This window comes from Streptomyces sp. NBC_01224, assembly GCF_036002945.1.
Lineage (GTDB): Bacteria > Actinomycetota > Actinomycetes > Streptomycetales > Streptomycetaceae > Streptomyces.
The window spans coordinates 5870863-5897022 of the sequence record NZ_CP108529.1; the positions used below are offsets into that span (position 1 = coordinate 5870863).

Consider the following 26160-nt stretch of genomic DNA (forward strand, 5'->3'; position numbering starts at 1 on the left):
CGACGTACCTGTGGTGCCCGTTGCTCAGCCGTAGACGATGCGGCGCAGCTGGCGGAGCGAGAGCTCCGGTGGCGCGACCGCCCGGTGCGGCAGCTCGGCCGCGATCCGCTCGAAGATCTCCGTGTTCACCAGGCCGCCGGACTGCAGTTCGCGGTGGCGGCGGCGGACGAAGTCGTCGGTCGTCTCGTCGAAGTACGCCAGCACGTCGAGAACCACCCGGGCGGCTTCACCGCGCTGGAGCGCGGTGCTGCGCACCAGGTGATCAATGAGGTCGTCATGCGACGAGCGGCGTTCGAGCACTCGTTGATATTGCGGTGGACGGAGCGCTTACGCAACAATTCTGCCCGATATCGGGCAGGGGTGGGTGTGATTGCGCTCTCGGGCGGGCCTGGAGGTGGTCAGGGAGGGCATGGGGACGCGCTCAGAGACGCTTCAGGACGGCCTGCTTGGCGGCGGTGAACTCGTCGTCGGTGAGAATCCCGGCCCGATGCAGCTCGCCGAGCTCGCGCAGCCGGCGCAGCAGCACATCGTGATCGTCGGCGGGCGGTGCGGGGGCTGGTGCCGCTGGTGCGGCCGGGGCCGGGATCTGTGCGGGCCGAGCGCTTTCGGCGGCGGCCGCTGTTTCCGCCCCCGCCGCACCCGGCAGCCGGACCAGTACCGCCGCCGCGACCAGTACCGCCGTGTACTCCTTCTTGGACAGTCCCCACAGATCCAGCGAGTACGGATCGAACTCGGCCGCCGGAGCCGGAGCCGGACCCGTGCCCATGTCCCCGCCCCTGCCCCGTACGAAGCGCAGATGCCCGTTCTCCAGACCGATGGCGGGCAACCAGTGCACCCCGGTCACCTCCGACACCGGGAAGGCGACCGGGCCACCTGAGCTCTTGACCTCCTTGGCCTTCCAGTTCCAGGTGAGGCGGATGACCTCGCCGTCGAACGAGGCCGTGCCGTCCCCGCCGCCCCCGGCGACCGGCACCGCGGGCCCCGGCAACAGGAAGCCGTCCACCGGCCCGGCGGGCACCTGCTCGATCAGCAGGGCGCTGCGCACCTCGCCGACGAAGTACTCCGCTACTCCACTCCGGTCCCTTTCCACCGTCAGCTGGTACGGATCCGCGGCGTCCTTGAGCCTGCCGTCCGCAGCGCGCAGGACCGGACAGGCGCCGTCACGCAGCCTCAGCCGGAGCCGGCCGCCCTTGCGGTCCGGTTCGAAGGCGATGCCCGCCAGTGCCCGGAGCGGGACCACGCACTCGCCCAGCTCCTGCCGGAGCGGATGAATGCCCTTCCCCCGGCCGGGCACGATCCGCACCGCGTCGCCGTCGAAGGTCCACGTTCCGTCGCGCTGGATTATTTCCGCCATGGGGCAGATTCTCTCAGCCCCATAACGGGGAAGTGGTCTACACCTTGACCGTGCGTGGGACAGGCGATACGCATGGTGATGGTTCGTTGCTCAGGAGATCCACAGGTGTGAACCCGTCGAAAGGGACCCGGCTTGTGAGACTGCACAGGACACAGCGCACCGCCCTTCCCCGTCTTCTCGGCTCGCTGCTGCTCGTCACAGCGGCCGGCATCTCCAGTGTCGGCGCTGCGCCGGGAGGGCAGGCGGCCGACAGCGGCCCGGCCACTGCCGCCGTGCCCCGTCCGCTCGGGCAGATAGTGCCGGCCCCCGCCGAGGCGAAGCCCGGCGGCTCTCCGTACACCATCACCGCGGACACCAGGATCCGCGTCGAGGACGGCTCCCGCGAGGCCCGGAAGATCGGCGACTATCTGGCGGGCGTGCTGCGCCCGTCCACCGGTTACGCCCTGCCGGTCACCGGTCGCGGCGGCGACGGTATCCGGCTCCGGCTCGACTCCCACGACAGCGCGTCGGGTGCCGAGGGCTACACCCTGAAGTCGAGCCGCGGCTCCGTCACGATCACGGCGCGCGGCCCGGCAGGGCTCTTCCACGGTGTCCAGACGCTGCGCCAGCTGCTCCCGGCCGACGTGGAGAAGAACAGCCGCCAGAAGGGCCCGTGGAAGGTCGCGGGAGGCACGGTCAAGGACGCGCCGCGCTATGCGTACCGGAGCGCGATGCTGGACGTCTCCCGGCACTTCTTCTCCGTCGCCGAGGTCAAGCGCTACATCGACCAGCTCGCCCTCTACAAGATGAACAAGCTCCATCTGCACCTCTCCGACGACCAGGGCTGGCGGATCGCCATCGACTCCTGGCCGCGGCTCGCCACGTACGGCGGGCAGACGGAGGTGGGCGGGGGAGCCGGCGGCTACTACACGAAGAGCGACTACAAGGAGATCGTGCGGTACGCCTCCTCCCGCTATCTGGAGGTCGTGCCGGAGATCGACCTGCCCGGCCACACCAACGCGGCCCTCGCCTCGTACGCGGAGCTGAACTGCAACGGCGTCGCGCCGCCGCTCTACACCGGCACCAATGTCGGCTTCAGCTCGCTCTGCGTCCCGAAGGCGCTCACGTACGACTTCGTGGACGACGTGGTCCGTGAGCTGGCCGCGCTCACCCCCGGCAAGTACCTCCACATCGGCGGCGACGAGGCGCACTCCACCAGCCACGAGGACTATGTGGCCTTCATGGACAAGGCACAGGCCATCGTCGGCAAGTACGGCAAGACCGTGATCGGCTGGCACCAGCTGACCGGGGGCACGCCGGTGAAGGGCGCGGTCGCCCAGTACTGGGGTTACGACCGGACGGGCGCGGCCGAGCGCAAGCAGGTGGCGGACGCCGCCGTGAACGGCACGAAGCTGGTGCTGTCCCCGGCCGACCGGAGCTACCTCGATATGAAGTACGACAAGGACACCAAGCTCGGCCTGGCCTGGGCCGGTTACGTCTCCGTCCAGCGTTCGTACGACTGGAACCCGGCGACGTACCTGGACGGTGCCCCGGAGGGTTCGATCCTCGGCGTCGAGGCGCCGCTCTGGTCGGAGACCCTGACCAACAGCGACGAGATCGAACAGATGGCGTTCCCCAGGCTGCCCGGGGTGGCGGAGCTGGGATGGTCGCCCGCGTCCACGCACGACTGGGACGCGTACAAGGTGCGGCTGGGTGCGCAGGGGCCGAGGCTCTCGGCGCTCGGCGTCAACTACTACCGGGCGCCGCAGGTTCCCTGGGCCGACCGGTGAGGTGACCGGGGCCGTCCGGCGACCGTTGTGTTCTCGATCGCCGGACGGGCTCGGCAGATGTCCTCAGTCGCCGGACGGGCCCGGTTTCACGCCCGTCCGGCGATCGGGTTCTTCAGCGTGCCGATCAGCTGCAGCGCCCCCGGCGGATCGGTCAGATCGACCATCTGCTTGTTGTTCCGCAGCTGCAGCCGGTTCAGGCAGGACAGCGCGAACTCCTCCGCGAACATGTCGTACTGCTTGAACTTCTCGGCGAGGTACGGCACCGACTCCTGGTAACCGGTGACGCACCGGGCGACCGTCCGCCAGAACGTCTCCTCCTCGAGCACGCCCTCGCTCGCCAGCCCCGCGCCCAGAAAGCGCAGGAAGCAGTCGAAGACATCGGTGAGGACCGAGAGCAGTTTCATGTCCTCGGGAACCTCGGCGCGGATCCGCTCGACCTTCGGCGGCAGCACCGCGTCCGGGTCCATGACAGCGATCTCCTCGGCGATGTCCTTGAACACCGTGCGCCGTACGACGCCGCCCTCGACGACCAGGATGACGTTCTCGCCGTGCGGCATGAACACCAGGTCGTACGCGTAGAAGCTGTGCAGCACCGGCACCAGGTACGCGTCCAGGTAGTGGCGCAGCCACACCGCGGGATCCAGTCCCGACTCGGCGATCAGCGCACCGGCGACGGAGTTGCCCTCGTGGTCGGTGTGGAGCAGCGAGGCCATGGTCGCGACCCGCTCGCCGGGCGCCAGGCCGGGGACTGGGCTCTCCCGCCACAGCGCGGCGAGCATTTTCAGGTACGGCGAGCCCTTGGCAGTGGCCGCCTCGTACGTCCGGTGGTGGTAGCCGATGGCCGCCCGTTCCCGGATGATCGAGAAGCGGGCCTCGCGCAGCAGCTCGTCACGCTCGATCAGCTCGGCCAGCCAGTCGTTGATCGCGGGGGTGGCCTCCATGTACGCGGCGGAAAGCCCGCGCATGAAGCCCATGTTGAGGACGGACAGCGCCGTTTTGACGTAGTACTTGTCCGGGCTGCTGGTGTTGAAGAACGTGCGGATCGACTGCTGGGCGAGGTAGCTGTCGTCGCCCTCTCCGAGGCAGACCAGATGATGCTGAGCGAGTTCTCCGGCGAAGGTGACGGCCAGCTTGTTCCACCACTGCCAGGGGTGGACCGGGATCAGCAGATAGTCGTCGAGGTCGAGCCCGAGGCCGGTCATCGTGGCCGCGAACCGGGTGAGGGTCTCCTCGCCCAGCTCACCGGTGATCAGTGTCCCGTAGTCGAGGCCGGTGCCCGCGGTGAAGGTGGCGCGGTCGCGGCGGGCGGCGAGCCAGACCAGACGGATCCCGGTTGCCGCCTCGGGGGCATACGCCCGGTACTCGTCCATACCGAAGCCGAGCCGCCCGTTGTTGGCGACGAAGCAGGGGTGGCCCTCGGTCATGCCGGTCTCGATCGCCTGGAACCCGGCACGGACCAGCTCGGCGGAGGTGACGGGCTGCTTGGTCAGCTTGTACGCGGTGCCGGCCAGGGTGGAGGAGATCTCCTCCAGGTAGACCGGGAGGATCTCCGCCGAGAGGCCGAGCGTGGAGCGCAGCTCGACAAAGAACTCGGCTGCGTCCAGCGTCAGTTCGGAGCCATGTCGGTGGCGGCTGATCGAGTCGGCCTCGACCTGCCAGTGGTCGAGGGCGTAGAGCCGTGCGGTGAAGCGGTACTCGGTCGCCGCGTCGTCGCTGCGCACCGAGTAGCGGTCGTCGCCGTGCGGTGCGGGGGTCAGCAGCCGCTCGTGGCTGAACTCGGCGAGCGCCTTGCGGATCAGCAGCCGGTTGGCGGTGGCCCAGCGCTCAGGGGTGAGATGGGCGACGCTGTCGATGACGGGGGACATCAGACACCACCCCCGGCCGCTGCGGCGAACTGTTCCCGTGTACACGCGCTGAGCAGGGCGTTCTTCTCCGGCTTGGCAATCTCGCCCAGCACTTCGAAGCCGACCGCCTTGTTGAGGGCGTGCACCGCGCTGTTGCGTACATCGGGTTCGACGACGATCCGGCGTACGGACGGGTCGGCGAACATCGCCTCCATCACGGCGGTGATCACACCGAGCGTGAAGCCGTGCAGCGGGGTGTCGGTCGGGGCGGCCAGGAAGTGCATCCCGATGTCGCCGGGCTCGGCGTCGTACAGCCCCTTGAGCTCGACCTCGGTGGGGTCGTACCGCTCCATCAGGAAGGCGGGCTCCCCGTCGTGCAGCCCGATGAAGGCGTCGTGGTGCGGGTGGGCGGCGATCGCCATGTACTCCCGCTCGACGTCCTGGAGTTCCGCGTCGCCCATCAGCCAGAAGGAGGCCTTGGGGTGGGTGACCCAGCCGTGCACCAGTTCGGCGTCGGCGAGGGGGTCCAGCGGACGGGTGGTGAAGGTGCCGAGGTCGGCGGTCATACGGCGAACTCCTGGAAGGCTATGGACTTCTCGATCGGGTAGTACTCACGGCCGAGCAGTTCGCCGATGATGTACGCGTTGCGGTAGGCACCCATGCCCAGGTCGGGCGAGGTGATCGAGTGGGTGTGCGTGCCCGCGTTCTGCAGGAAGACGCCGTGCCCGGTGGTGTCGATGGAGTAGTTGCGGGCCACGTCGAAGCGGCCGTGGCCGTCCCGGCGCAGCCGGTCGTGGATGTCCTCGAGGAATGCGGGCGCGCGGTAGCGGTAGCCGGTGGCGAGGATCAGGCCCTCGGTGGTGAGGGTGTAGTCCTTGCCCTGCTCCTCCTGGTGCAGGGCAAGCGTGTACGTGCCGCTGCTCTCCTCGTATCTCGCGCTGTCCAGCGAGGAGTTGGTGAGGAGCCGGGTCGGGACGGGACCGGCCAGGTTCTTCTGGTAGAGCAGATCGAAGATCGCGTCGATCAGCTCTCCGTCGATGCCTTTGAAGAGGCCCTTCTGCCCGGACTCCAGCCGGTAGCGGGTCTCCTCTGGCAGCGCGTGGAAGTAGTCGATGTACTCCGGGGAGGTCATCTCCAGCGTCAGCTTGGTGTACTCCAGCGGGAAGAAACGCGGCGAGCGCGTCACCCAGTTCAGCCGGTAGCCGTGCACATCGATCTCGGAGAGCAGGTCGTAATAGATCTCGGCCGCGCTCTGCCCACTGCCGACGAGGGTGATGGACTCCTTCGCCTGGAGAGCCGTTTTCCCTTCCAGATAACGAGAGTTGTGCAGATAATCGCCGCCCAGGCCCTGGCAGGCATCCGGGATGTACGGGGGAGTACCGGTGCCGAGCACGAGCCGCGGGGCCCGGAAGGCGCCGCCGGTGGCGGTGCGGACGGTGTAGAGCGCGGTCCCTTCGTCGTACGTGACCGACTCGACGGTCGTGTCGAAGCGGATGCTGCTCAGTTCCGCGGCGGCCCAGCGGCAGTAGTCGTTGTACTCGGTCCGCAGCGGGTAGAAGTTCTCCCGGATGTAGAAGGAGTACAGCCGCCCGCGTTCCTTCAGATAGTTCAGGAAGGAGTACGGAGAAGTCGGGTCGGCCATCGTGACCAGGTCCGACATGAACGGCGTCTGGAGATGGGCCCCTTCGAGGAACATCCCGGAGTGCCATTCGAAGTCCGGCTTGGACTCGAGGAACACCCCGTTCAGTTCGTCGATCGGCTCGGTCAGACAAGCGAGCCCGAGATTGAACGGGCCGAGCCCGATACCGATGAAGTCATGGGGTTCAGGAAGCGCGGTCAAGGGAGTCTCCCAGGTACTGCTCGGCGTGGCCGGAGATCAGGTCGAGTACCGCGGCGATGTCCTGCGCGGTCGTTTCGGGGTTGAGCAGGGTGAACTTCAGGTATTGACGGCCGCCGACCTTCGTACCGGCGACGACGGCCTCGCCGGAGGAGAAGAGCGCCTTGCGGGCATGGAGATTGGCCCGGTCGATCTCGCCGGGCGCGGTGACGCCGGACGGGACGTAGCGGAACACCAGCGTGGACAGCCGGGGCTCGACGACGACGTCGAACCGCGGGTCGGCGGCGAGCAGCCGCCAGCCCTCGGCGGCCAGGTCGCAGACCTCGTCGAAGAGCTCGCCGATGCCGTCGGCACCCATGACACGCAGCGTCATCCACAGTTTCAGGGCGTCGAATCTGCGGGTGGTCTGCAGTGACTTGTCCACCTGGTTGGGGATGCGTTCGGCGGCCATTCGCTGCGGGTTGAGGTACTCCGCGTGGTACGTGGCGTGGCGCAGCGTCGCCCGGTCCCGGACCAGCACGGCCGAGGAACTCACCGGCTGGAAGAAGGACTTGTGGTAGTCCACAGTGACCGAGTCGGCGTGTTCGATGCCGTCGAGGAGATGGCGGCGCTCACGGGAGGCCAGCAGACCGCAGCCGTACGCGGCGTCGACATGCAGCCAGGTGGAGAACTGCCGGCAGAGCGCGGCGATTTCGGGCAGCGGGTCGATGGAACCGAAGTCGGTGGTGCCCGCGGTGGCGACGACGGCCATCGGTACGGCGCCTTCGGCGACGCACTGCTCCAGGGCGCGGGCCAGCGCCACGGTCTGCATGCGCTTGTCGTGGTCGACGGGGACGGCGATGACCGAGTCCGGTCCCAGACCGAGGAGTTTGGCCGATTTCTGGACACTGAAGTGGCTGCATTCGGAGGTGAAGACGCGCAGCCGGGTGAAGTGGTGCGGCGGCGTCTTGGCCTCTTCCCGGGCGAGCAGCAGGGCCTGCAGATTGGACTGCGTACCGCCGCTGGTGAAGATGCCGTCCGCGGCCGGTCCGAGGCCGATCCGGGCCGCGGTCCAGTCGATCAGGCGGCGCTCGATCAGAGTGCCGCCGGCGCTCTGGTCCCAGGTGTCCAGGGAGGAGTTCACGGCCGAGAGCACGGCTTCGCCGAGGACGGCGGGGATGACGACCGGGCAGTTGAGGTGGCCCAGGTAGCGGGGGTGGTGGAAGTAGACGGCGTCACGGAGATAGACGCTGTCGAGCTCGTCGAGGGCGGCGGACGCATCGCCCAGCGGTCGGTCCAGATCGATCGCGTCAACGACGGGAGTGAGCTCGTCGACGGAGATTCCGGTGAACGGCCGGTCTGTGGCGGCGAGTTTGGCTGCGACCCGTTCGACTCCTGCGGTCACGGAGCGCCGGTAGTGCTCCGCGGTCGTGTCGTTGAGCAGGTGCGAACGCATGAAGGGGGTCCTCCCGGATGCGGGGAAACTTCATCGGCCCTCAGGGCAGAAGGAGGGGGCGAGGGCCCGATGTCGAAGTTAGGTTAGCCTAACCTAACTTCACATCGGGTTGTCCCTCGCCCCCCGGGGGACGCAGAGGTTGTCCGATTTACGCGTACCAGGTGGCCGCTTCCGGCCTGCGGGCGGGCAGTTCGGGGTGTGCGGCGTGCGGACCGCACCCTGCCGCCTTCCTGCTACGCGTCCGCGGTGGCCGTCGCCTCGCGCAGCTGCTCCTCGCTCATTCCGCGACGCCAGTACCCGACGAACGTCACGCGCCTGCGGTCGAATCGGCGCTCCTGCACGAGATGGCGGCGCAGTGCCCGCACCTGTGACGACTCGCCCGCGATCCAGACGTACGGTGCCCCCTCGGGCAACTCGGCCGCCCGGACGGCCTCCAGGCCGGCGGGTGCGCCTTCGTCCCGTACGAGCCAGGTGATCCGGGCCCTGGCCGCGGTGTTGAGGGCCTGGCGGTCCTCGGTGTGCTGGACCTCCAGCCAGACCTGGGCCTTCATGCCGGCCGGCAGCCACTCCAGGGCGGCGGACGCGGCGGGCAGCGCGGTCTCGTCGGCCCAGATCAGCACCCAGTCGGTGTCCTGCGGAGGGCGGAAACGGACGGCGGTGTTGTCCTCGACGGCCGGGCCCAGCGCCTTGAGCGGATCGCCGGGGGAGGCGGCGGCCGCCCAGCGGCAGGCGGGCCCGCCGTCCCCGTGCAACGCGAAGTCGATGTCGATCTCGGTCGCCCCGTCGGGTGTGCGGCGCTGGGTGCGCACGGTGTACGAGCGCATGACGGCCCGCACGTCGTCCGGAAGGGCGCGCCAGGCGGCGAACCAATTGCCGTCTTCATCGACCGGAACGACTGGTTCCGGCTGGCCGGGGTGCGGCAGGAACAGCGACAGGCTCTGGTCGCGTCCTCCGGCGGCGAAGCCGTCGAGTCCCGGGCCGCCGAAGGTGACCCGGAGCATGGAGGGTCCGAGTCGCCGGGTCCGCAGGACGGTCAGGCCGAAGAACCGGAAGGGGGTGATGGGGGGTGCGACAGACGTCGTCATGCGGGGGTTCCTCCCAGGAACCGGAAGCGAAGCCGGGAACAGGCCACCGGCATGCCAAAAGGAAGGTTAGCCTAACCTCATCGAGAATTCGAGGGTTCCCCGGCCGCTCACCAGACCAGGACCCCGCCGCCCACCGCCCGGGCCCGCAGGGCCGCGCGGGTGATGTTGGCGAGCCGGGCCGCCACGTAGTCCTGCCGGTCGCCGCCGCCTCCGGCGAGCGTCGCGGCGTTCCGGTGCAGCAGTTCGCACTCGGCGAGGAAGTCGTCGATGTCCTCCGGCTCCACGTACAGATCGCCGGTGGCCAGCTCGGGGAAGAATCGGGCGCCGAGCGCCCGTGCGGCCTTCGACCCCCACAGCGTGGTCCGGCAGACCTCGGTCCCGGCCATGTTGCTGCCGTCCTCGGGGTCGTCGAGGAGATGCGACCGACAGTCCTCGTCGTAGATGAACGTATGCACCGTCAGCGTCATGCCCCGAATTCCTTCCGGCAGTCGTCGAGCCCCTCGACCGTCACCTCGACGGCCCGGTACGCCTCCCAGCGGGCACGGTCCAGCCGCAGCCGCTGCAGAGTGACGGGCGCACCCCGTACCGCGCCGACCTCCAGTCCGTCCGGCAGATATCCGAGCCGGCGCGAGACACCCAGCGAGCGCGGGTTGTCGGTCATGGCGGCCGAGACCGCGGTCCGGGCCCCGAGTCCGGCGAAGGCGAGATGCAGGGCGGCGGCCCGCATCTCGGTGCCGATGCCCTGACCCTGATGGGCCAGACCCAGCCACGAGCCGGTGCCGACCTCACCGGTCACGGCGAAGTCCTTCGCCATCACGTCCTGCCGCCCGACCGCCTTGCCCTCGTGCAGCACGACGAGGCTCAGTGCCCAGTCCCGTACGGACCAGTTGGCGACGGTGGCCAGCACATGCTGGAACACGGCCTTGCCGCACTCGGCGGGCGACGCGTCGGTCCAGGGGACCGTGAACGGCATATCGGCCGGCGGGTGCACCCCGTCCGCAGCGACCGACGCGAGATCGTCCAGCAACTCCAGGTCCGGGAGACGGAGTTCCAGGCGCGGCGTGCGGAGGCGGAGCCCGTACAGGGGCCAGTGCTGCGGATTCATGTACGGACTCTGCCGAAAGGAGCTGCGCGCTGTCGAACGAATTGCACCCCGACGTGCAGAAGGGCCCCCGCCGGGGCCCTTCTCCGTCACGTGGCAGTGGTGTGCTGTTCCCTACTTCGTGAAGTACAGGTACTTCCACGCGCCGTGCGTCGTCGAGTTCACGTTGTCACCCGAGGAGCCCTTGATGTACGAGGAGCGCATCCGGGCGCGGATGCCGGACTTGCCAGGGGCTTCGAGGCGGACCACGGACTTGCCGTTGGTGCCCAGCGCGAAGTACTCGGGGTCCGCGTCGTACCACTTGCCCTGGTAGTAGACCTGGAGCCCGAAGCGCTGCTGGCGGCCCTTGTAGTACGTCATCGACGTGGTGAGGACCGGGTCGGTGTTCTTGTGGAACCAGTAGTACGTCGTGGAACCGATCTTGCCTGTCTTGTACTGCTTGGAGACGGAGGTGGAGACCTTCACCTTGGCGTACGCGGTCGACTTGACGGTCTTGGAACCCGAGCGGGCATCGCCCGCGTAGACCGCGGTGACCGCGGTGTTACGGGTCATGCTCACGGTGACCGACAGGTTGCCCTTGGAGTTGACCTTGCCCTTCTGCAGCAGCTTCTTGGGCTTGTCGGCGCCGAAGGGATCGGCCCAGATCTCGACGGTGCGGTTCTTGTACGTCTTGCCGAGGTGCGCGGTGAACGAGACCTTGGCGCCGTAGGAGTAGGTGCCGCCGTTGTGGTTGAGCGTGAGGGCGGTGGCGGTGCGCGAGACGGCGACCGTGTCCTTGCCCGATGCGGGCGCGTGTGTGGCGTCGCCCGCGTACGTCGCCGTGTAGGTGACGTTGCCGCCGGCGGGCGGTGTGTCGCTGAAGGAGAACGCACCGGACGAACCGACCGTCTTCGTGCCGAGCGACTTGCCCTTGGGGGAGTCGATATCGGTCCGGGTGACGGTGACCCTGGAGCCCGAGGGGAAGGACTTGCCGGAGGTCAGTTTGCCGGTGACGTCGAGCTTCTTGGCGCGGGTCGCCTTGGCGGGCGCGGAGACGGTGGCCTTGACCGGGTAGCGGGTGGCGTCGTCGAGGACCCGCAGGGACGGCCCGCCGTAACCGCCGGCGAGCGCGAACAGCTTGGTCCCGTCGGGGGCCCACGCCAGTCCTTGCGAGGTGATGGTGTCGCCGCCCGGCGTGCCCTGGTCGTACGTGTACGTGCGGTACGGCGTCGTCGCGCCGGGCTTGTAGATGTAGATGTCCGTGTCGTACCAGCTGTAGGTGGACAGGGCGACCGTGCCGTCCGGGGCGATCGCGGCCGAGTTGGGATGGTCCGCCTTGGTCGGGTAGCCGCCGGTACGGGTGAGGTCGTCGGTGTTGATCGCGGTCGCCGCGTAGGGGGACTCGCCCGAGGCGGCGACGATCTTCTTGCCGTCGGCGCTGAGTGCGAAGTCGTCCATGTAGTTCGCGGCCTCGGACGGCATGCCCTGCTTGCGCAGGACGGGGGTGCTCGTCGACACGTCGTACACGGCCAGTCCGGACCAGGTGCCGTGGACGCCGAGCACCAGGGTGTTCCCGGCGGACTCCAGCTCGGGGGCGTCGTACCAGCCGATGCCGGGGAGCTGGTCGAGGGCGACCTCCGGGCTGCTCTGCGCGGGGTCGAACGAGCCCAGGTGGTGCGAAGGCTGCTCGCCGTACATGAACCAGACCCGCCCGCCCGCCACCGCCAGCGTCTGGGGCCGGGTGTTCTCGCCGGTGCCGTACTGCGCGGCGGCGGTCGAGGTGGTCGTCTCGATGGCCACGACGGCGTCGCTGCCCGGGACGGCCGCGTAGACGGAACGGGAGTCGGGCGCGATCGCCAGATCCTGTACGCCAGGGAGATTCGGGACGGTCGTCACGACCTTGCCCGCGTAGTCGGTGACGACGACCTTGTTGCCGCTCGGATCGCTGATGTAGACCCGCTTGTGTACACCGTCCACGGCGATGTCGCCGTACGAGGAGATCGGCAGGGCCTTGCTGGAGTCGGCCATGGCCGACCCCGTGGTGCCGACGGCCAGCGCCGTCGAGCTGAAGAGGACCGCGAGCGCGGTCGACACGGTGCGCGTACGCACGTTGATGTACCCCCACAGTGAAACCCGGTGGATGGGCCGGGTGACGAGTCGGGCCGCGCGGCATCCGGACACCGTTACGTGAAGACGGTGTGCAGGGCGCGGCCGTTGTTGTGAAGGGTATGTCATGGCGGTGACAGGCGGGAGGCGGATGCGCGCAGGGATCGGGTGCACGGTGCCGGGCGAACTCCGGGGCGGCGCCCGGTTGTTCCCGGGGGTCGGAGTGCCGGGTTCGGCCTGATTCGGTGACCGGCCCGGAAAGCGGATCGGGCGGGCCCGGAACCCGGACCCGCCCCGTACCACCGCGAGATGTCAGGCCGGCAGCCCCAGCTCCCGCGCGATCAGCATCCGCTGCACCTCGCTCGTGCCCTCGCCGATCTCCAGGATCTTGGAGTCGCGCCACATCCGGGCCACCGGGTACTCGTTCATGAAGCCGTAGCCGCCGTGGACCTGGGTCGCCTCGCGGGCGTTGTCCACCGCCACCGTCGACGAGTACAGCTTCGCGATCGCCGCCTCCTTCTTGAACGGTTCGCCCGCCACCAGGCGCGACGCCGCGTCGCGCCAGCCGGCCCGGGCCATGTGGGCCCGCATCTCCATGTCCGCGATCTTGAACTGGATGGCCTGGTTGGCGCCGATCGGCCTGCCGAAGGCCTGGCGCTCCTTGGCGTACTTCACCGACTCGTCCACACAGCCCTGCGCCAGGCCCGTGGCCAGCGCGGCGATGGCGATCCGGCCCTCGTCCAGGATGCGCAGGAACTGGGCGTAGCCGCGGCCCTCCTGCCCCAGCAGGTTCTCCAGGGGCACGCGGACGTCGGAGAAGGACAGCTCGCGGGTGTCCGAGGCGTTCCAGCCGACCTTGGAGTACGGGGCGGCGACGGTGAAGCCGGGGGTGCCGGACGGCACGATGATCGAGGAGATCAGCGGGGCGCCGTTCTCCTTGCGGCCGGTCACGGCCGTGACCGTGACCAGTTCCGTGATGTCCGTACCGGAGTTGGTGATGAAGCACTTCGAGCCGTTGATCACCCACTCGCCCGTGGCCTCGTCGCGCACCGCCGTCGTGCGGGTGCCGCCCGCGTCCGAACCGGCGTCCGGCTCGGTCAGGCCGAACGCGCCGAGCGCCTCGCCCGAACAGAGCCTCGGCAGCCACTGCCGCTTTTGCTCCTCCGTACCGAAGTGGTAGACGGGCATCGCGCCGAGCGAGACCCCGGCCTCCAGGGTGATCGCCACGGACGAGTCGACGCGGGCCAGTTCCTCCAGGGCGATCCCGAGGGCGAGATAGTCGCCGCCCATGCCGCCGTACTCCTCGGGGAACGGCAGCCCGAACAGGCCCATCCGTCCCATCTCCCGCACGATCTCGTACGGGAACTCATGGCGCTCGTAGAAGTCGCCGATCTTCGGCGCGATCACATCGTGCGCGAACTCCTCGACGGTGCGACGCAGTTCCTCGTGCTCGGCGGTCAGCCGGTGGTCCAGGGACATGGCAGGTGTCACTCCTTGTGGGACTGTGTTGATCGCACCGAGAGCGCGCGGACGGTACGGGACGGGCTGGGTCGGCCCAGTTGTTCGGCGAGCCACACGCTGGTGGCGGTGAGCGCGTCGAGGTCGACCCCGGTTTCGATGCCGAGGCCGTCGAGCATCCACACGAGGTCTTCGGTGGCGAGATTCCCGGTCGCGCTCTTCGCGTACGGGCAGCCGCCGAGGCCGCCCGCGGAGGCGTCCACGGTGGTGACACCGTGCTGGAGCGCGGCGAGGGTGTTGGAGAGGGCCTGGCCGTACGTGTCGTGGAAGTGCACGCCGATGGTGTCGGTGTGCACTCCCTCCTCGTTCAGCTCGGAGAGCAGGTCCTGCACATGGCCGGGCGTGGCGACGCCGATGGTGTCGCCGAGGGAGAGTTCGTCGCAGCCGAGGTCCATCAGTGCCTTGGCCACGCGGACGACCTGGTGGACGGGGACGGGCCCCTCCCACGGGTCGCCGAAGCACATCGACAGATAGCCACGGACATGCACCTTGTCGGCCTTGGCCCGGGCGACGACCGGCTCGAACATGGCGAGCGACTCGTCGACGGTGCGGTTGAGATTGCGGGCGGCGAACGTCTCGGTCGCCGAGCCGAACACGGCGATGCGGCGGGCGCCGAGCGCCAGGGCCCGGTCCAGGCCGCGTTCGTTCGGTACGAGTACCGGCAGGGCGACGCCCTCGATGTCGTCGAGGCGGGGGAACAGGTCCTGTGCGTCGGCCAGTTGGGGCACCCACTTCGGGTGCACGAAGCTGGTCGCCTCGATGCTGGTCAGGCCCGACGCGGCCAGACGGTGGATGAATTCCGCCTTCACCTCGGTCGGTACGACGGCCTTCTCGTTCTGCAGCCCGTCGCGGGCGCCGACCTCGTGGATGCGTACCCGCGGGGGCAGATCCTGGGCGGGCACGGTCATGGGCAGGGTGCGGGGTGTCATGCGTCCTCCCCGGGAGCTTCGGCGGGGGTCACCACGGCCAGGATCTGGTCCATGGCGACCGTGGCGCCGGCGGTGACATCCAGCTCGGTCACGATCCCGGCGTGCGGGGCGGAGATGACGTGTTCCATCTTCATCGCCTCGACGACGAGCAGGCTCTGACCGGCCACGACCTCGTCCCCGACCTCCACCTTCACAACGGTGACGGTCCCGGGCATGGGCGCGGCGAGCGTGTCCGCCCCGGTGCGGGCGGCGCCGGCCAGCGACGCCTGAACGGGATCGTGATCCTGTACGTGCCAGGTGTCGCCGTCGCGGCCCAGCCAGGTCCCCTCGGGGGACGCGGCATGGGTGAACGTGTGGGTGACACCGGCGAGTTCGAGCGTGAGGTGATGCGGGGACAGCTCGATCAGCCTGGCCGTCTCCTTGCCGCCGGGCATCGGGGCCAGCGGGCCGCAGGCGCCCGTCGCGGGCTCCGGCGGCTGTGCGCCCTCCCCGACATGGCCGAACGTCAGCTCGGTGCCCGCCGGGCAGGAGCGCAGTGACACCTGCACCGGGTCGTGGCCCGGCAGCCGGAAGTGGCGCACCGTCCGGGCCGGGGTGCCGCCCAGCCGCCAGCCGCTCGCCACGGAGAACGGGTCCACCCAGCCGGAGCCGTCCACGGGGGAGGTGCTCACCGGGGAGGGCTGCCGCAGCAGCGCCGCCGCCGCGTACACCTCCTCCGGCACCCCCTCCGGCACCAGCCCGGCCACCTCGCGCTCCACCAGACCGGTGTCCAGATCGCCCGCCACCACCGCCGGGTGGGCAAGCAGCCGGCGCAGGAAGCCGGCGTTCGTCGGGACGCCGAGGATCACCGTGTCCGCGAGCGCCGCACGCAGCCGGCGCAGGGCGGCGGCGCGGTCGGGGCCGTACGCGATGACCTTCGACAGCATCGGGTCGTACAGGCTGCCGACCTCGCCACCCGTGCCGAGCCCGGAGTCCGTCCGTACGCCGTTGCCCTGCGGCTCGTGCAGCGCGAGCACCGTGCCACCGGACGGCAGGAAGCCGCGGAACGGGTCCTCCGCGCAGATCCGGGCCTCGACGGCATGGCCGGTGAGCTTTATGTCCTGCTGTTCGTAAGGGAGTTGCTCGCCCGCCGCGACCCTCAGCTGCCACTCCACCAGGTCCAGGCCGGTGATCAGCTCGGTGACGGGGTGTTCGACCTGGAGGCGGGTGTTCATCTCCATGAAGTAGTACGAGGCGGGGTCGTTGCCCGGGACGATGAACTCCACCGTGCCCGCGCCCACATATCCGCAACTGCGGGCCGCCTGGACGGCCGCCTCGCCCATCGCCGCCCGGGTCTCCTCGTCGAGCAGGACGGACGGCGCCTCCTCGATGATCTTCTGGTGGCGGCGCTGGAGCGAGCATTCGCGCTCACCGAGGTGGACCACATTGCCGTGGGCGTCCGCCAGCACCTGGATCTCGATGTGCCGGGGCCGGTCGATCCACCGCTCCACGAGCAGCGTGTCGTCGCCGAACGAGGCCCGTGCCTCGCGCCGGGCGGCCGCGATCTCGTCCGCGAGCAGCGCCTCGTCGCGTACCAGCCGCATGCCCTTGCCGCCGCCGCCCGCCGAGGGCTTCAGCAGTACGGGCGTACCGATCTCACGGGCCGCGGTGTCCAGCTGGGCATCGGTGAGCCCGCTCCCGGACGAGCCCGGCACCACCGGGACCCCGGCCGCCGCGACCGTCTCCTTGGCCCGGATCTTGTCGCCCATCAGCGAGATGGCCTGGGCGGGCGGACCGATGAAGGCCAGTCCCGCCTCCGCGCACGCCCGCGCGAAGCCCGCGTTCTCGGCGAGGAATCCGTACCCGGGGTGGACGGCCTGCGCGCCGGTGCGGCGGGCCGCGTCCAGCAGCGCGGGCACGCTCAGATAGCTCATCGAGGCGGGCGCGGGCCCGATCCGTACCGCGGTGTCGGCCTCCCGTACATGCCGGGCCTCCGCGTCCGCGTCGCTGAAGACGGCGACGGACCGCACACCCAGTTCGCGCAGGGTCCGGATGACCCGGACCGCGATCTCGCCGCGGTTGGCGACAAGAACGGTGTCGAACATCGTCATCTGTTCCTCACATCCGGAAGACGCCGAAGCCGGGCTCACCCAGCGGGGCGTTGGCACACGCGGTCAGAGCGAGCCCCAGTACCTGCCGGGTCTCCATCGGGTCGATCACGCCGTCGTCCCACAGCCGGGCCGTGGCGTAGTACGCATTGCCCTGGGTCTCGTACTGCTCGCGGATCGGGGCCTTGAAGGCCTCCTCGTCCGCCGCGCTCCAGTCGTCGCCCAGCTGATCGCGCTTGACCGTCGCGAGGACGGACGCGGCCTGCTCGCCGCCCATGACGGAGATCTTCGCGTTGGGCCACATCCACAGGAAGCGCGGTGAGTAGGCCCGCCCGCACATCGAGTAGTTGCCCGCCCCGTACGACCCGCCGACCACGACGGTCAGCTTCGGCACACGGGTGCAGGCGACGGCCGTGACCATCTTCGCGCCGTGCTTGGCGATGCCGCCGGCCTCGTAGTCCCGCCCCACCATGAAGCCCGAGATGTTCTGCAGGAAGACCAGCGGGATACCGCGCTGGTCGCACAGCTCGATGAAGTGGGCGCCCTTCTGGGCGGACTCGGAGAACAGGATGCCGTTGTTGGCGACGATCCCGACCGGGTGGCCGTGGATACGGGCGAATCCGGTGATCAGCGTCGTCCCGTACTCCGCCTTGAACTCGGCGAACCGGGAGGCGTCCACCACCCGGGCGATCACCTCCCGTACGTCGTACGGCGTCCGGGAATCGACCGGGACGGCCCCGTACAGCCCGGCGGGATCGACCTTCGGCTCCTCGACCGGCTGCACCGACCACGGAAGCGCGCCGCGCTCCGGCAGCGTGGCGACGATGTTCCGCACGATCCGCAGCGCGTGGGCGTCGTCCTCGGCGAGATGGTCGGTCACCCCCGACGTACGGGAGTGCACCTCGCCGCCGCCCAGCTCCTCGGCCGTCACGACTTCGCCGGTGGCGGCCTTCACCAGCGGCGGACCGCCCAGGAAGATCGTGCCCTGATTGCGGACGATCACGGCCTCGTCGCTCATCGCGGGGACGTACGCCCCGCCCGCCGTGCACGAGCCCAGCACCGCCGCGATCTGCGGAATCCCGGCCCCCGACATCCGGGCCTGGTTGAAGAAGATCCGCCCGAAGTGCTCCCGGTCCGGGAAGACCTCGTCCTGCATCGGCAGGAACGCCCCGCCCGAGTCGACGAGATACAGGCAGGGGAGCCGGTTCTCCAGCGCCACCTCCTGGGCGCGAAGGTGCTTCTTCACGGTCATCGGGTAGTACGTGCCGCCCTTGACGGTCGCGTCATTGGCGACGATCACGCACTCCCGGCCGCTGACCCGGCCGATCCCGGCGATCACCCCGGCCGCCGGGGCGGCACCCCCGTACAGCCCCTCGGCCGCCAGCGGCGCCAGCTCCAGGAAGGGCGACCCGGGGTCCAGCAATGTGTCCACCCGATCCCGGGGCAGCAGTTTGCCGCGCGCCACATGCCGGGCGCGGGCCTTCTCACCCCCGCCGAGCCTGGCCGTGGCGAGCCGCTTACGCAGCTCGTCGGCGAGCGCGTGATGCGCCGCCTCGTTGGCCTGCCAGGCCTCGGAGGCGGGATCGGCCGCGCTCGCCAGCACCGGTGCCTGCTGCATCGTGTCGAGCCCCCTTGCCCGTACCGCAGTGGTTAATGAGCGTTAACGTCCGACTCCAGGTTAACGACCGCTAACAGCCTTGTCCAGGCCGCTCGGCCGTGCCCGCAGTGGTTCCGGCAGGTATCGGTACGTACGTCCCGCAGCGGGCAGGACGCGCGGTGGGCCCGGAATAATGACCGGTGCCGCTCCCCGACCCGGAGCGGCACCGGTCGCGGTCCGACGAGGGCCGTGACCGGGCGAGTTGCCTGGCTTGTGCGGGGGCCCGGTCGTCATGGCCGGGGGCGTGCAACGGCCGACGGCCGATCGGGTGGGGGAAACCAGCAGATGACGCAGCAGTCGCAGTCGCAGTCGGAGTCGGTGCGAGGGGTGGGTGCGGGAACGGCCAGGGGAGTGACGGAGAGGCCGCGCATCCTCGAAGTGGACGCCCTGCGCGGGTTCGCGCTCGCCGGGATCCTGGTCGTGAACGTCCTGACGACGGCCGGGCCTCCGGGCGTCAGGGGTGGGCTCGCGCATGTGCACGCGGCGGACGGGGCCGTGGAATGGCTGGTCGTTCTCCTCGCGCAGTCGAAGTTCTACCTGCTCTTCTCCTTCCTCTTCGGCTACAGCTTCACCCTTCAGATGGACTCGGCCGCCCGCGCCGGAGCACGCTTCGTACCCCGGATGTCACGGCGGCTGGCCGGACTGTCCGTGCTCGGGCTCGCGCACGCGGTGCTGCTCTACACCGGCGACATCCTCATGATGTACGCCCTGTGCGGACTGGTCCTGCTGGCCGCCCGGAACGCCGGGCCCGCGAGGGCCTGGCGGGCGGCGCTGTGGGTGTACGGCGTCGCCGGCGGGTTCCTGCTGCTCGTCGGTCTGGGCGCCGCGCTGTTCGATCCCGGCGACCTGGGCGAATCCGCCGCGGTGAAGGCCGAGCTGACCGCCGCCTACCGGGGCGGCTTCACCGAGGTCGTCGGCGCCAACATCAGGGCACTGCCCGACATCGTGGCAGCCCTTCCGCTGATGGGCGGTTATGTCGTCGCCGCCTTCCTCGTGGGGTTCGTGGCCGGCCGGCGGCAGTGGCTCGGTGCGGCCGCGCTCGCCGACCGGACGCGGCTGCGCCGCATCTTTCTGACAGGTCTCGCCATCGGAGTCCCCGGGGCGGTCTTCTCCGCGGCCGGGATGGCGGGGCCGCTGCCGGCGCGCTGGGAACTGTTCGGCCTGGCAGTCGGTCTGGCCGCGGCGCCGGCGCTCTCGGCCGCGTACGCCACGGGGCTGCTGCTGTGGTTCGCCACGCCGAGCGGCGCCGCGACGGCCCGGGTCTTCGCGCCCGCCGGGCGGATGGCGCTGACCAACTACCTGACCCAGTCCCTCGTCATGGCCCTCGTCTTCTCCGGGTACGGCCTGGGGCTGTACGGCCGCACGGGCGCGGCGGCGGCGGTCGGCGGGGCGCTCGTGCTCTACGCCTGCCAGCTCGCGCTCAGCGGGTGGCTGATGCGGCGCCACCGACTCGGGCCCGTGGAGTGGCTGCTGCGCGTGGTGACGCTGTGGGCGCGGCCCGGGAAGGCGACGGCCAGGAAGGTTTCGTAGTCGGAACGTCAGGGTGACACAGGCGAGGCGACGGACGTGGGTCGCAGTCGTGCCGGCTCGCGCGGCGTCGCGTTCGCCGAGAAGTGCGGTCGCCCCTCGACTCGACCAGGTCGATGAGTGTTGACACATTGCAATCCGGTTAACGTTCGCTAACCCGACTGTCTAGAATCGAATCCATGACCACCAGGACGGACGCCCCCACCCGCCGCGAGCAGATCCTCAAGGAGGCTGCCCGCCTCTTTGCTGAGCGCGGCTTCCACGGTGTCGGCGTCGACGAGATAGGTGCTGCCGTCGGTATCAGTGGCCCCGGTCTCTACCGGCACTTCCCCGGCAAGGACGCGATGCTCGCCGAGCTGCTGGTCGGTATCAGTGAGCGCCTGCTGGCGGGCGGGCAGCTGCGCGTATCGGAGGACGCGGCCTGCGAGGACGGCTCCCCGCACGCCCTGCTCGACGCGCTCATCGAGGGTCATATCGACTTCGCACTCGACGACCGCCCCCTGATCACCCTCCACGATCGCGAGCTGGACCGCCTCCGGGACGCCGACCGCAAGCGGGTGCGACAGCTCCAGCGGCAGTACGTCGAGGTGTGGGTGGAGGTGGTCCGCGAGCTGTATCCGGACCTGCCCGAGCACGAGGCCCGCGCCGCTGTCCATGCCGTCTTCGGCCTCCTGAACTCGACCCCGCACCTGGGCCGCCCCGACGCGCGGCCGGACCGCGCGGACACGGCGGCTCTGCTGCACCGGCTGGCGCGCGGGGCGTTCGAGGCGGCGGCCCGCGCGTAGGGCCTGGCCATGGGCCCGTCGGTGGGCGCGGCGTGGTTCCTGTCCGGCCCTCGTGATCCCTGTCCGGCCTTTGAATATATGAATTGATGCGAGAGGGAAGGGGCGGTCGCTCAATTTCCCTTCCTTTTCCTCGGCGAGCTCCATCGGTCGGAGTGTCGCGGTGACCCACAGGCATATGGTTTGAGCTGTCTCGCCCACGCCTGATGGGGAAATTAAATGAAAACATGTCAGGTCTCGATCGTTGTCTCCTGCTTCAATGAGGACGAGGTGATCGAGGCATTTCACCGTGCGTTGATCTCAGCCCTCGAACCGACTCGGCGGACCTTCGAGATCTGTTATGTCGACGACGGCAGCAGCGACCGGACCAGGGCCCGGATCGGCTCGCTCGCCGCTGCGGACCGACGGGTCCGTTACACCTCCTTCAGCCGCAATTTCGGCAAGGAGGCCGCCATGCTCGCGGGGCTGCGCATGTCCCGCGGTGAAGCCGTCGTGCTCATGGATGCCGACCTCCAGCATCCGCCCGAACTCCTCCCCCGCATGCTGGCGTTGCGGCAGCGCGGGTACGACCAGGTCGTCGCGAGGCGGGACCGGGCGGGTGAAGGTGCCCTGCGTACCTTTCTCAGCGCCGTCTACTACCGGGCCATGGGCCGGTGCATGGACGTCGAGGTCGTCGACGGCGAGGGCGACTTCAGGCTGCTGTCGCGCACCGCCGTGGACGCCGTACTCGCGCTGCCCGAGACCAACCGGTTCTCCAAGGGGATCTTCTCCTGGGTCGGCTTCGACACCGTCAGCTTCACCTACCGGAACATCCAGCGTGCGGCCGGGAGTTCGAAGTGGGGCAGCAGGCATCTGCTCAACTACGGGATCGACGGACTGATCTCCTTCAACAGCCGTCCACTGCGCCTGGCGATCCACGCCGGCCTCGCCCTCGCGCTGGCGGCGCTGGGATACGCCCTGTGGATCATCACCGACGTTGTTCTGCACGGTGTCGCCGTACCCGGCTACACCACACTGCTGACCGCCGTCGTGGCGCTCGGCGGCATCCAGCTCGCCACGCTCGGCATCATCGGTGAATACGTGGGACGCATCTACAGCGAGTCGAAACGCCGTCCACACTACGTGGTGCGCGAAACGAATGAATCCCCGAACGTTCCCCCGGTCGACATTCCAGCCGATGAGCCGGACGAGGTCCATACCGCTTCGCCCGTGGTCGAGACACCGATGGCGGGGCACGCCGGGGCGACCGCGCTCGGCGCCGCCAGGTCACGCACCGTACGCCAGTTCGTCATTTTCGCGATGCTCGGAATCGTCAATACGGCGGTGTATCTGTCGGTGTACGCCTCGCTGAACACCTGGATTCCCTATCTGGCCGCGCATGTCCTCGGATATGCGGTCAGCATCGTGGGATCGTTCCTGCTCAACTCGTACATCACCTGCCGTACGAAGCCGACCTGGCGCGCCTTCGTCCGGTATCCGCTGTCGAGTGTCGTCAATCTCGTGCTCACCGGTGTTCTGCTCTACCTCGGCGTGAGCAGGCTGGGCATGGAAAAGAACATCGCCGCCGTGGCCGCAGGAATCCTCGCCACCCCCTTCTCGTTCCTGCTCGCCCGCTGGGCCATCGACTCAGGCGCCGCGCTGGCCCGGCAACGCGCCGGCCTGGCCGAGAGCAGTGCAGGACACACCACACCTTGACCCCACACCGCCTGAACCACTCGGCGCGCAAGACGCGAGCAACGTACGAAGGGCACCAGTGCACATGACCGCGGACACGTCGAAAACCGCCGGCACACAGTCGGAGAGCGAGGAGTCCCCCCAGCCGGAGGCCCGCCCGGGCCCCGCACGGCGGTGGGCGGCGATCTGCACGGCGGCCCTCACTCTGCTGCCGCTCGCCCTGCTCGGCGCGGCCTTCTGGATCGGCCGCCTGGTCCGCCCGGGAGGGGACGACTGGTGCTTCCTCCCGGTCGTACGCGACGAGGGCGCCTCCGGAATGATCGCGAAGTTCTTCTTCCACGACAACGGACGCGTGGCCAACGCGCTGCTGGTCGTCGCGTATGCGTCCTTCGGCGTCGCGGGCCAGCGGTGGTTCGCCCTCGTCAGCGGGGTGGTCATGCTGGGCATCCTCTGGCTGCTGACTGCCTCGGCGCTCAAGAGGGCCGGACTGACCGGGCCGCGCGGGCTCGCGCTGCTGGTGGCGGCGATGATGGCGGCGGTCTTCTTTCTCGCGACGTCCAACACGTACAAGACGTTCTACTGGCCCGCCTCCTCCGTGTCGCACACAGTCGCACCGGTACTGGCCTGCGCCGCCGTGATTCCCCTGCTGCGCGCACGGACCCGCCGGGGACGCGACTTCGCGGTGGGCATCGCATTCGTGGCCGGAGCCTTCATCGGCACGCTGTCGGAGGAGACGGCGGTCGTCGCGTTCGTCGTGCTCGCCGCCGCGCTGCTGATCAGCTGCTGGGCCCTTCCCGGGGCCGGCCGGACCCATGCGCGCATCTGGTGCGCGTTCGCCTTCGCCGGGGTCGCGGTGGGATCGGCCATCCTGTACATGTCGCCCGGCGCACGCTCCCGGCGTGAACGGTTCGGCGCCGACAGCGCCTCCACGTTCGGCCCGGAGGCACTGACCACGGCACTGCGGGCGTTCGAGCACATCCTGGGGGTGATCTTCACGACCTGGCAGTACCTGGGAGCGGTCGCCGTCGGCGTACTGCTGGGCCTGCTGGTACGTGGTGGCGAGCAGGGAACGGGCGGGCCGGACGGATCCCTGCGGCGCAGGCCCCTCCGCGCGGTCCTCGTCGGATTTCTCGCCTTCCTGGTCTCCGGATACCTCTGCACCGTCATCGCCTACCCCGCCTTCGGGGTGAGCGTGATGTACGCGCCGCGCATCTGGGGCGACTTCCTCCTGCTGTTCGTGATGCTCCTGGTCAGTGTCGGCGCCCTGCTGGGACGGGCGTTGCGCGCCCGCAGGTGGGGGATCCGTGCGGCGACGGCGGCGGCCGCCGGTGTCGTATGCGCGCTGGCCTGTGTCGGCCTCGCCGTCCCGCTGCTCCAGTTGGGGCAGCAGATGGACGTGCGCGCCCAGCGCTGGGACCGCCAGGACCGCTCACTGAGGACCCAGGCGGCGCGCGGTGCCCAAGTGCTCCCGTACACGCCGGTATCGGTCAGCGGAATGGGGGAGCCGTTCGGCGACCACGGCAAGAAGCTGTGGCCGGGGCAGTGCGTCGCCCAGTACTACCACCTCAAGAAGATCACGTACTCGACCCGGCTTCCCTGAGCGGCCGGTCCGCCCGTCGTACAAGACACCCGGCACACTGTGCACACCTGACGGCACAATGGGTTCATGCCGATACCCAGCCGTGCCGCCCTCGTCGAACACCTCGTCCGTACGCGCATCGCCGGAGACGTCGCCACACCCCGCGACAACAACCTCTCTCACTACCGCAAGCTCGCCAACGGCGACCGCCACTACTGGCTGGGCCTGGAGCTCGGGGACCGGTGGCGCGACGAGCAGGACGTGCTGGCCGTGATGGCCGAGCGCTGCGGGGTCAGCGACGACCCGGAGCACCGGTTCGGGCAGGACACCATCGACCCGGAGCTGACGGTCGACGCCCTGGAGCGGATGGCGGCACGACTGCGGAAGGCGGCGGCGGGGGCGGAGCGGGTGCTGTTCGCGACCGGGCATCCGGGCGGGCTCCTGGATGTGCACCGGCAGACCGCTCAGGCGCTGCGGGCGGCCGGATGCGAGATCGTGCGGATTCCCTCGGGGCTGGTGGCCGACGAGGGCATGGTGTTCCAGTTCGCGGACGTCGCGGTGCAGGAGCGCGGCGCGACGCTCTGGCACACGCACTCGCCCGCCCCGATGGCCGCGATCCTGGACGGTCTGGAGCGGGAGGGCCGGCCGTTGCCGGACCTGGTGGTCGCCGACCACGGGTGGGCGGGGTGCGCGGCGCAGCGCGGTCTTGACGCGGTGGGGTACGCGGACTGCAACGACCCGGCGCTGTTCCTCGGCGAGGCGGAGGGGACGCTCCAGGTGGCCGTACCGCTGGACGACCATGTGCTGGACCCGCGTTTCTACGACCCGCTGACGGACTATCTGCTGGACGCGGCGGGGCTGATCTGAGGCCGACTCGTCCGACGCCGATTGATCCGGCGCCCGATGCTCATCCGCCGGGCGGGCACGAACCGGCTGCCCGACGCTGCTCGCCCAGCCCGGGCGTCGGATCCAGATAGACCCGGCGGATCGACGGATAGCGCTCCCGCAACTGCTCCTCGGCCTCCTCGCAGGCCCACTCGATCTGCTCCGCGCTCGACACGTCCCGGAAGTCGATCTTCGCTGCGATCAGGATCTCGGTCGGGCCCTGGATCAGCGTGGTGAGTTCCAGTACGTCGATGATGTGCGGGACGGAGAGCAGTTCGTCGCGGATGCCGGCACGCATCGCTTCCGGCACCGGCCGGCCGATCAGCAGCTGGGCGTTGGACCGGCCCAGCACCCAGGCGACGTACACCAGCAGCACACCGATCAGGATCGACGCGATGCCGTCCCAGACCCCTGAACCGGTCAGCTGGCCGCCGAGCAGCCCGCCCGCGGCGAGCAGCAGACCCGCCAGCGCCGCCGAGTCCTCCATCACCACGGCCTTCACCGCGGTGTCGGGGGTGAGGCGCAAATAGTGGGCGGTGGGCGCCCCCAGCCGCGCGGCCTCGCCGCGGACCTGCCGGAGCCCGGTACGCAACGAGTAGCCCTCCAGCAGGAAGGCCACGCCGAGCACGATGTACGAGACGAGCGGATCGCCGAGCTCCTCGCCCGTCGCGAGGGTGTGGATGCCGTCGTAGACGGAGAAGACCGCACCACCGACGAATGTGGCGACGGAGGCGAGCATCGCCCAGATGTAGCGCTCGGGGCCGTAGCCCAGCGGGTGTTCGTCGTCGGCGGGCTTCCCACTGCGCTTCAGGGCGGTGAGCAGCATCAGCTCGGTGACTGTGTCGGCGACCGAGTGCGCCGCCTCGGAGAGCATCGCGCTCGATCCGCTGATCACTCCGGCGACGGCCTTCGCCACGGCGATGCCGAGATTTGCGGCCGCCGCGACGACGACCGTGAACATGGACTCCCCAGCACCAGCTTTCTCGTCGCTCATGGTGGGGAGTATGTCCG

General features: G+C 69.6%; 21 protein-coding genes. 6 read left to right on the plus strand and 15 right to left on the minus strand.

Going from position 1 to position 26160, the window contains the following annotated elements:
• Positions 1–24: 24 nt before the first annotated feature.
• Positions 25–300 (minus strand): hypothetical protein, encoded by a 276-nt coding sequence (locus tag OG609_RS26425; protein WP_114244647.1) that lies wholly within the window; start codon positions 298–300, stop codon positions 25–27.
• A 121-nt stretch (positions 301–421) separates the two neighbouring features.
• The gene (locus OG609_RS26430; protein WP_327275098.1) at positions 422–1354 is read right to left on the minus strand and encodes a DUF4429 domain-containing protein; all 933 of its coding nucleotides are present in this window, start codon (positions 1352–1354) and stop codon (positions 422–424) included.
• A 134-nt stretch (positions 1355–1488) separates the two neighbouring features.
• On the opposite strand from OG609_RS26430, the gene OG609_RS26435 reads away from it, so the two are divergent.
• Positions 1489–3123 (plus strand): beta-N-acetylhexosaminidase, encoded by a 1635-nt coding sequence (locus OG609_RS26435; RefSeq protein ID WP_327275099.1) that lies wholly within the window; start codon positions 1489–1491, stop codon positions 3121–3123.
• A gap of 86 nt (positions 3124–3209) precedes the next feature.
• Here the strand turns inward: OG609_RS26435 and OG609_RS26440 are convergent, their stop codons facing one another.
• The 12 genes from OG609_RS26440 to OG609_RS26495 all read right to left on the minus strand — a co-directional run bounded on the left by OG609_RS26440 (position 3210) and on the right by OG609_RS26495 (position 18663).
• Positions 3210–4988 carry an IucA/IucC family protein gene (locus OG609_RS26440; protein ID WP_442818003.1) on the minus strand — a complete coding sequence of 593 codons (1779 nt, stop codon included), beginning with the start codon at positions 4986–4988 and terminating at the stop codon, positions 3210–3212.
• On the minus strand, positions 4988–5533 hold the full coding sequence (locus OG609_RS26445; protein ID WP_327275100.1) for a GNAT family N-acetyltransferase: 546 nt from the start codon (positions 5531–5533) through the stop codon (positions 4988–4990). Before OG609_RS26445 ends, OG609_RS26440 begins: the two co-directional genes overlap by 1 nt.
• Positions 5530–6807, minus strand: a complete 1278-nt coding sequence (locus OG609_RS26450; RefSeq protein ID WP_327275101.1) for a lysine N(6)-hydroxylase/L-ornithine N(5)-oxygenase family protein — start codon at positions 6805–6807, stop codon at positions 5530–5532. Before OG609_RS26450 ends, OG609_RS26445 begins: the two co-directional genes overlap by 4 nt.
• Positions 6791–8239 (minus strand): pyridoxal phosphate-dependent decarboxylase family protein, encoded by a 1449-nt coding sequence (locus tag OG609_RS26455; protein ID WP_327275102.1) that lies wholly within the window; start codon positions 8237–8239, stop codon positions 6791–6793. The genes OG609_RS26450 and OG609_RS26455 overlap by 17 nt, the downstream gene beginning before the upstream one ends.
• Positions 8240–8472: 233 nt before the next feature.
• Positions 8473–9324, minus strand: a complete 852-nt coding sequence (locus OG609_RS26460; protein WP_327275103.1) for a siderophore-interacting protein — start codon at positions 9322–9324, stop codon at positions 8473–8475.
• Positions 9325–9431: 107 nt separating this feature from the next.
• Entirely contained in the window at positions 9432–9791 is a 360-nt protein-coding gene (locus tag OG609_RS26465; protein WP_327275104.1) for a hypothetical protein, read from the minus strand.
• Positions 9788–10429, minus strand: a complete 642-nt coding sequence (locus OG609_RS26470; RefSeq protein ID WP_327275105.1) for a GNAT family N-acetyltransferase — start codon at positions 10427–10429, stop codon at positions 9788–9790. Before OG609_RS26470 ends, OG609_RS26465 begins: the two co-directional genes overlap by 4 nt.
• A 111-nt stretch (positions 10430–10540) precedes the next feature.
• On the minus strand, positions 10541–12514 hold the full coding sequence (locus tag OG609_RS26475; protein ID WP_327275106.1) for an Ig-like domain repeat protein: 1974 nt from the start codon (positions 12512–12514) through the stop codon (positions 10541–10543).
• A gap of 309 nt (positions 12515–12823) precedes the next feature.
• The gene (locus OG609_RS26480; protein ID WP_327275107.1) at positions 12824–13990 is read right to left on the minus strand and encodes an acyl-CoA dehydrogenase family protein; all 1167 of its coding nucleotides are present in this window, start codon (positions 13988–13990) and stop codon (positions 12824–12826) included.
• Positions 13991–13998: 8 nt separating this feature from the next.
• Positions 13999–14958 (minus strand): hydroxymethylglutaryl-CoA lyase, encoded by a 960-nt coding sequence (locus OG609_RS26485; protein WP_327275108.1) that lies wholly within the window; start codon positions 14956–14958, stop codon positions 13999–14001.
• A complete protein-coding gene (locus tag OG609_RS26490) occupies positions 14955–17042 on the minus strand; it encodes an acetyl-CoA carboxylase biotin carboxylase subunit (protein ID WP_327278194.1) in 2088 nt (695 codons plus the stop codon). Before OG609_RS26490 ends, OG609_RS26485 begins: the two co-directional genes overlap by 4 nt.
• 13 nt (positions 17043–17055) lie before the next feature.
• Positions 17056–18663 (minus strand): carboxyl transferase domain-containing protein, encoded by a 1608-nt coding sequence (locus OG609_RS26495; protein ID WP_189274183.1) that lies wholly within the window; start codon positions 18661–18663, stop codon positions 17056–17058.
• Positions 18664–18987: 324 nt separating this feature from the next.
• Here OG609_RS26495 and OG609_RS26500 point away from each other — a divergent pair, with 324 nt between their 5' ends.
• From OG609_RS26500 to OG609_RS26520, 5 genes are all read left to right on the plus strand, one after another.
• On the plus strand, positions 18988–20232 hold the full coding sequence (locus tag OG609_RS26500; protein ID WP_327275109.1) for a DUF418 domain-containing protein: 1245 nt from the start codon (positions 18988–18990) through the stop codon (positions 20230–20232).
• Between the two features lie 176 nt (positions 20233–20408).
• Complete coding sequence (locus tag OG609_RS26505; protein ID WP_327275110.1) at positions 20409–21014, plus strand: SACE_7040 family transcriptional regulator; 606 nt, start codon at positions 20409–20411, stop codon at positions 21012–21014.
• A gap of 216 nt (positions 21015–21230) precedes the next feature.
• Positions 21231–22706 (plus strand): glycosyltransferase, encoded by a 1476-nt coding sequence (locus OG609_RS26510; RefSeq protein WP_327275111.1) that lies wholly within the window; start codon positions 21231–21233, stop codon positions 22704–22706.
• A 64-nt stretch (positions 22707–22770) separates the two neighbouring features.
• Positions 22771–24285: a DUF6056 family protein gene (locus tag OG609_RS26515; protein ID WP_327275112.1), complete on the plus strand. Its 1515-nt coding sequence runs from the start codon at positions 22771–22773 to the stop codon at positions 24283–24285.
• A gap of 66 nt (positions 24286–24351) precedes the next feature.
• Positions 24352–25131: a phosphatase gene (locus tag OG609_RS26520; RefSeq protein ID WP_327275113.1), complete on the plus strand. Its 780-nt coding sequence runs from the start codon at positions 24352–24354 to the stop codon at positions 25129–25131.
• A gap of 40 nt (positions 25132–25171) precedes the next feature.
• Here the strand turns inward: OG609_RS26520 and OG609_RS26525 are convergent, their stop codons facing one another.
• Positions 25172–26143: a cation diffusion facilitator family transporter gene (locus OG609_RS26525; protein ID WP_327275114.1), complete on the minus strand. Its 972-nt coding sequence runs from the start codon at positions 26141–26143 to the stop codon at positions 25172–25174.
• Positions 26144–26160 lie beyond the last annotated feature (17 nt).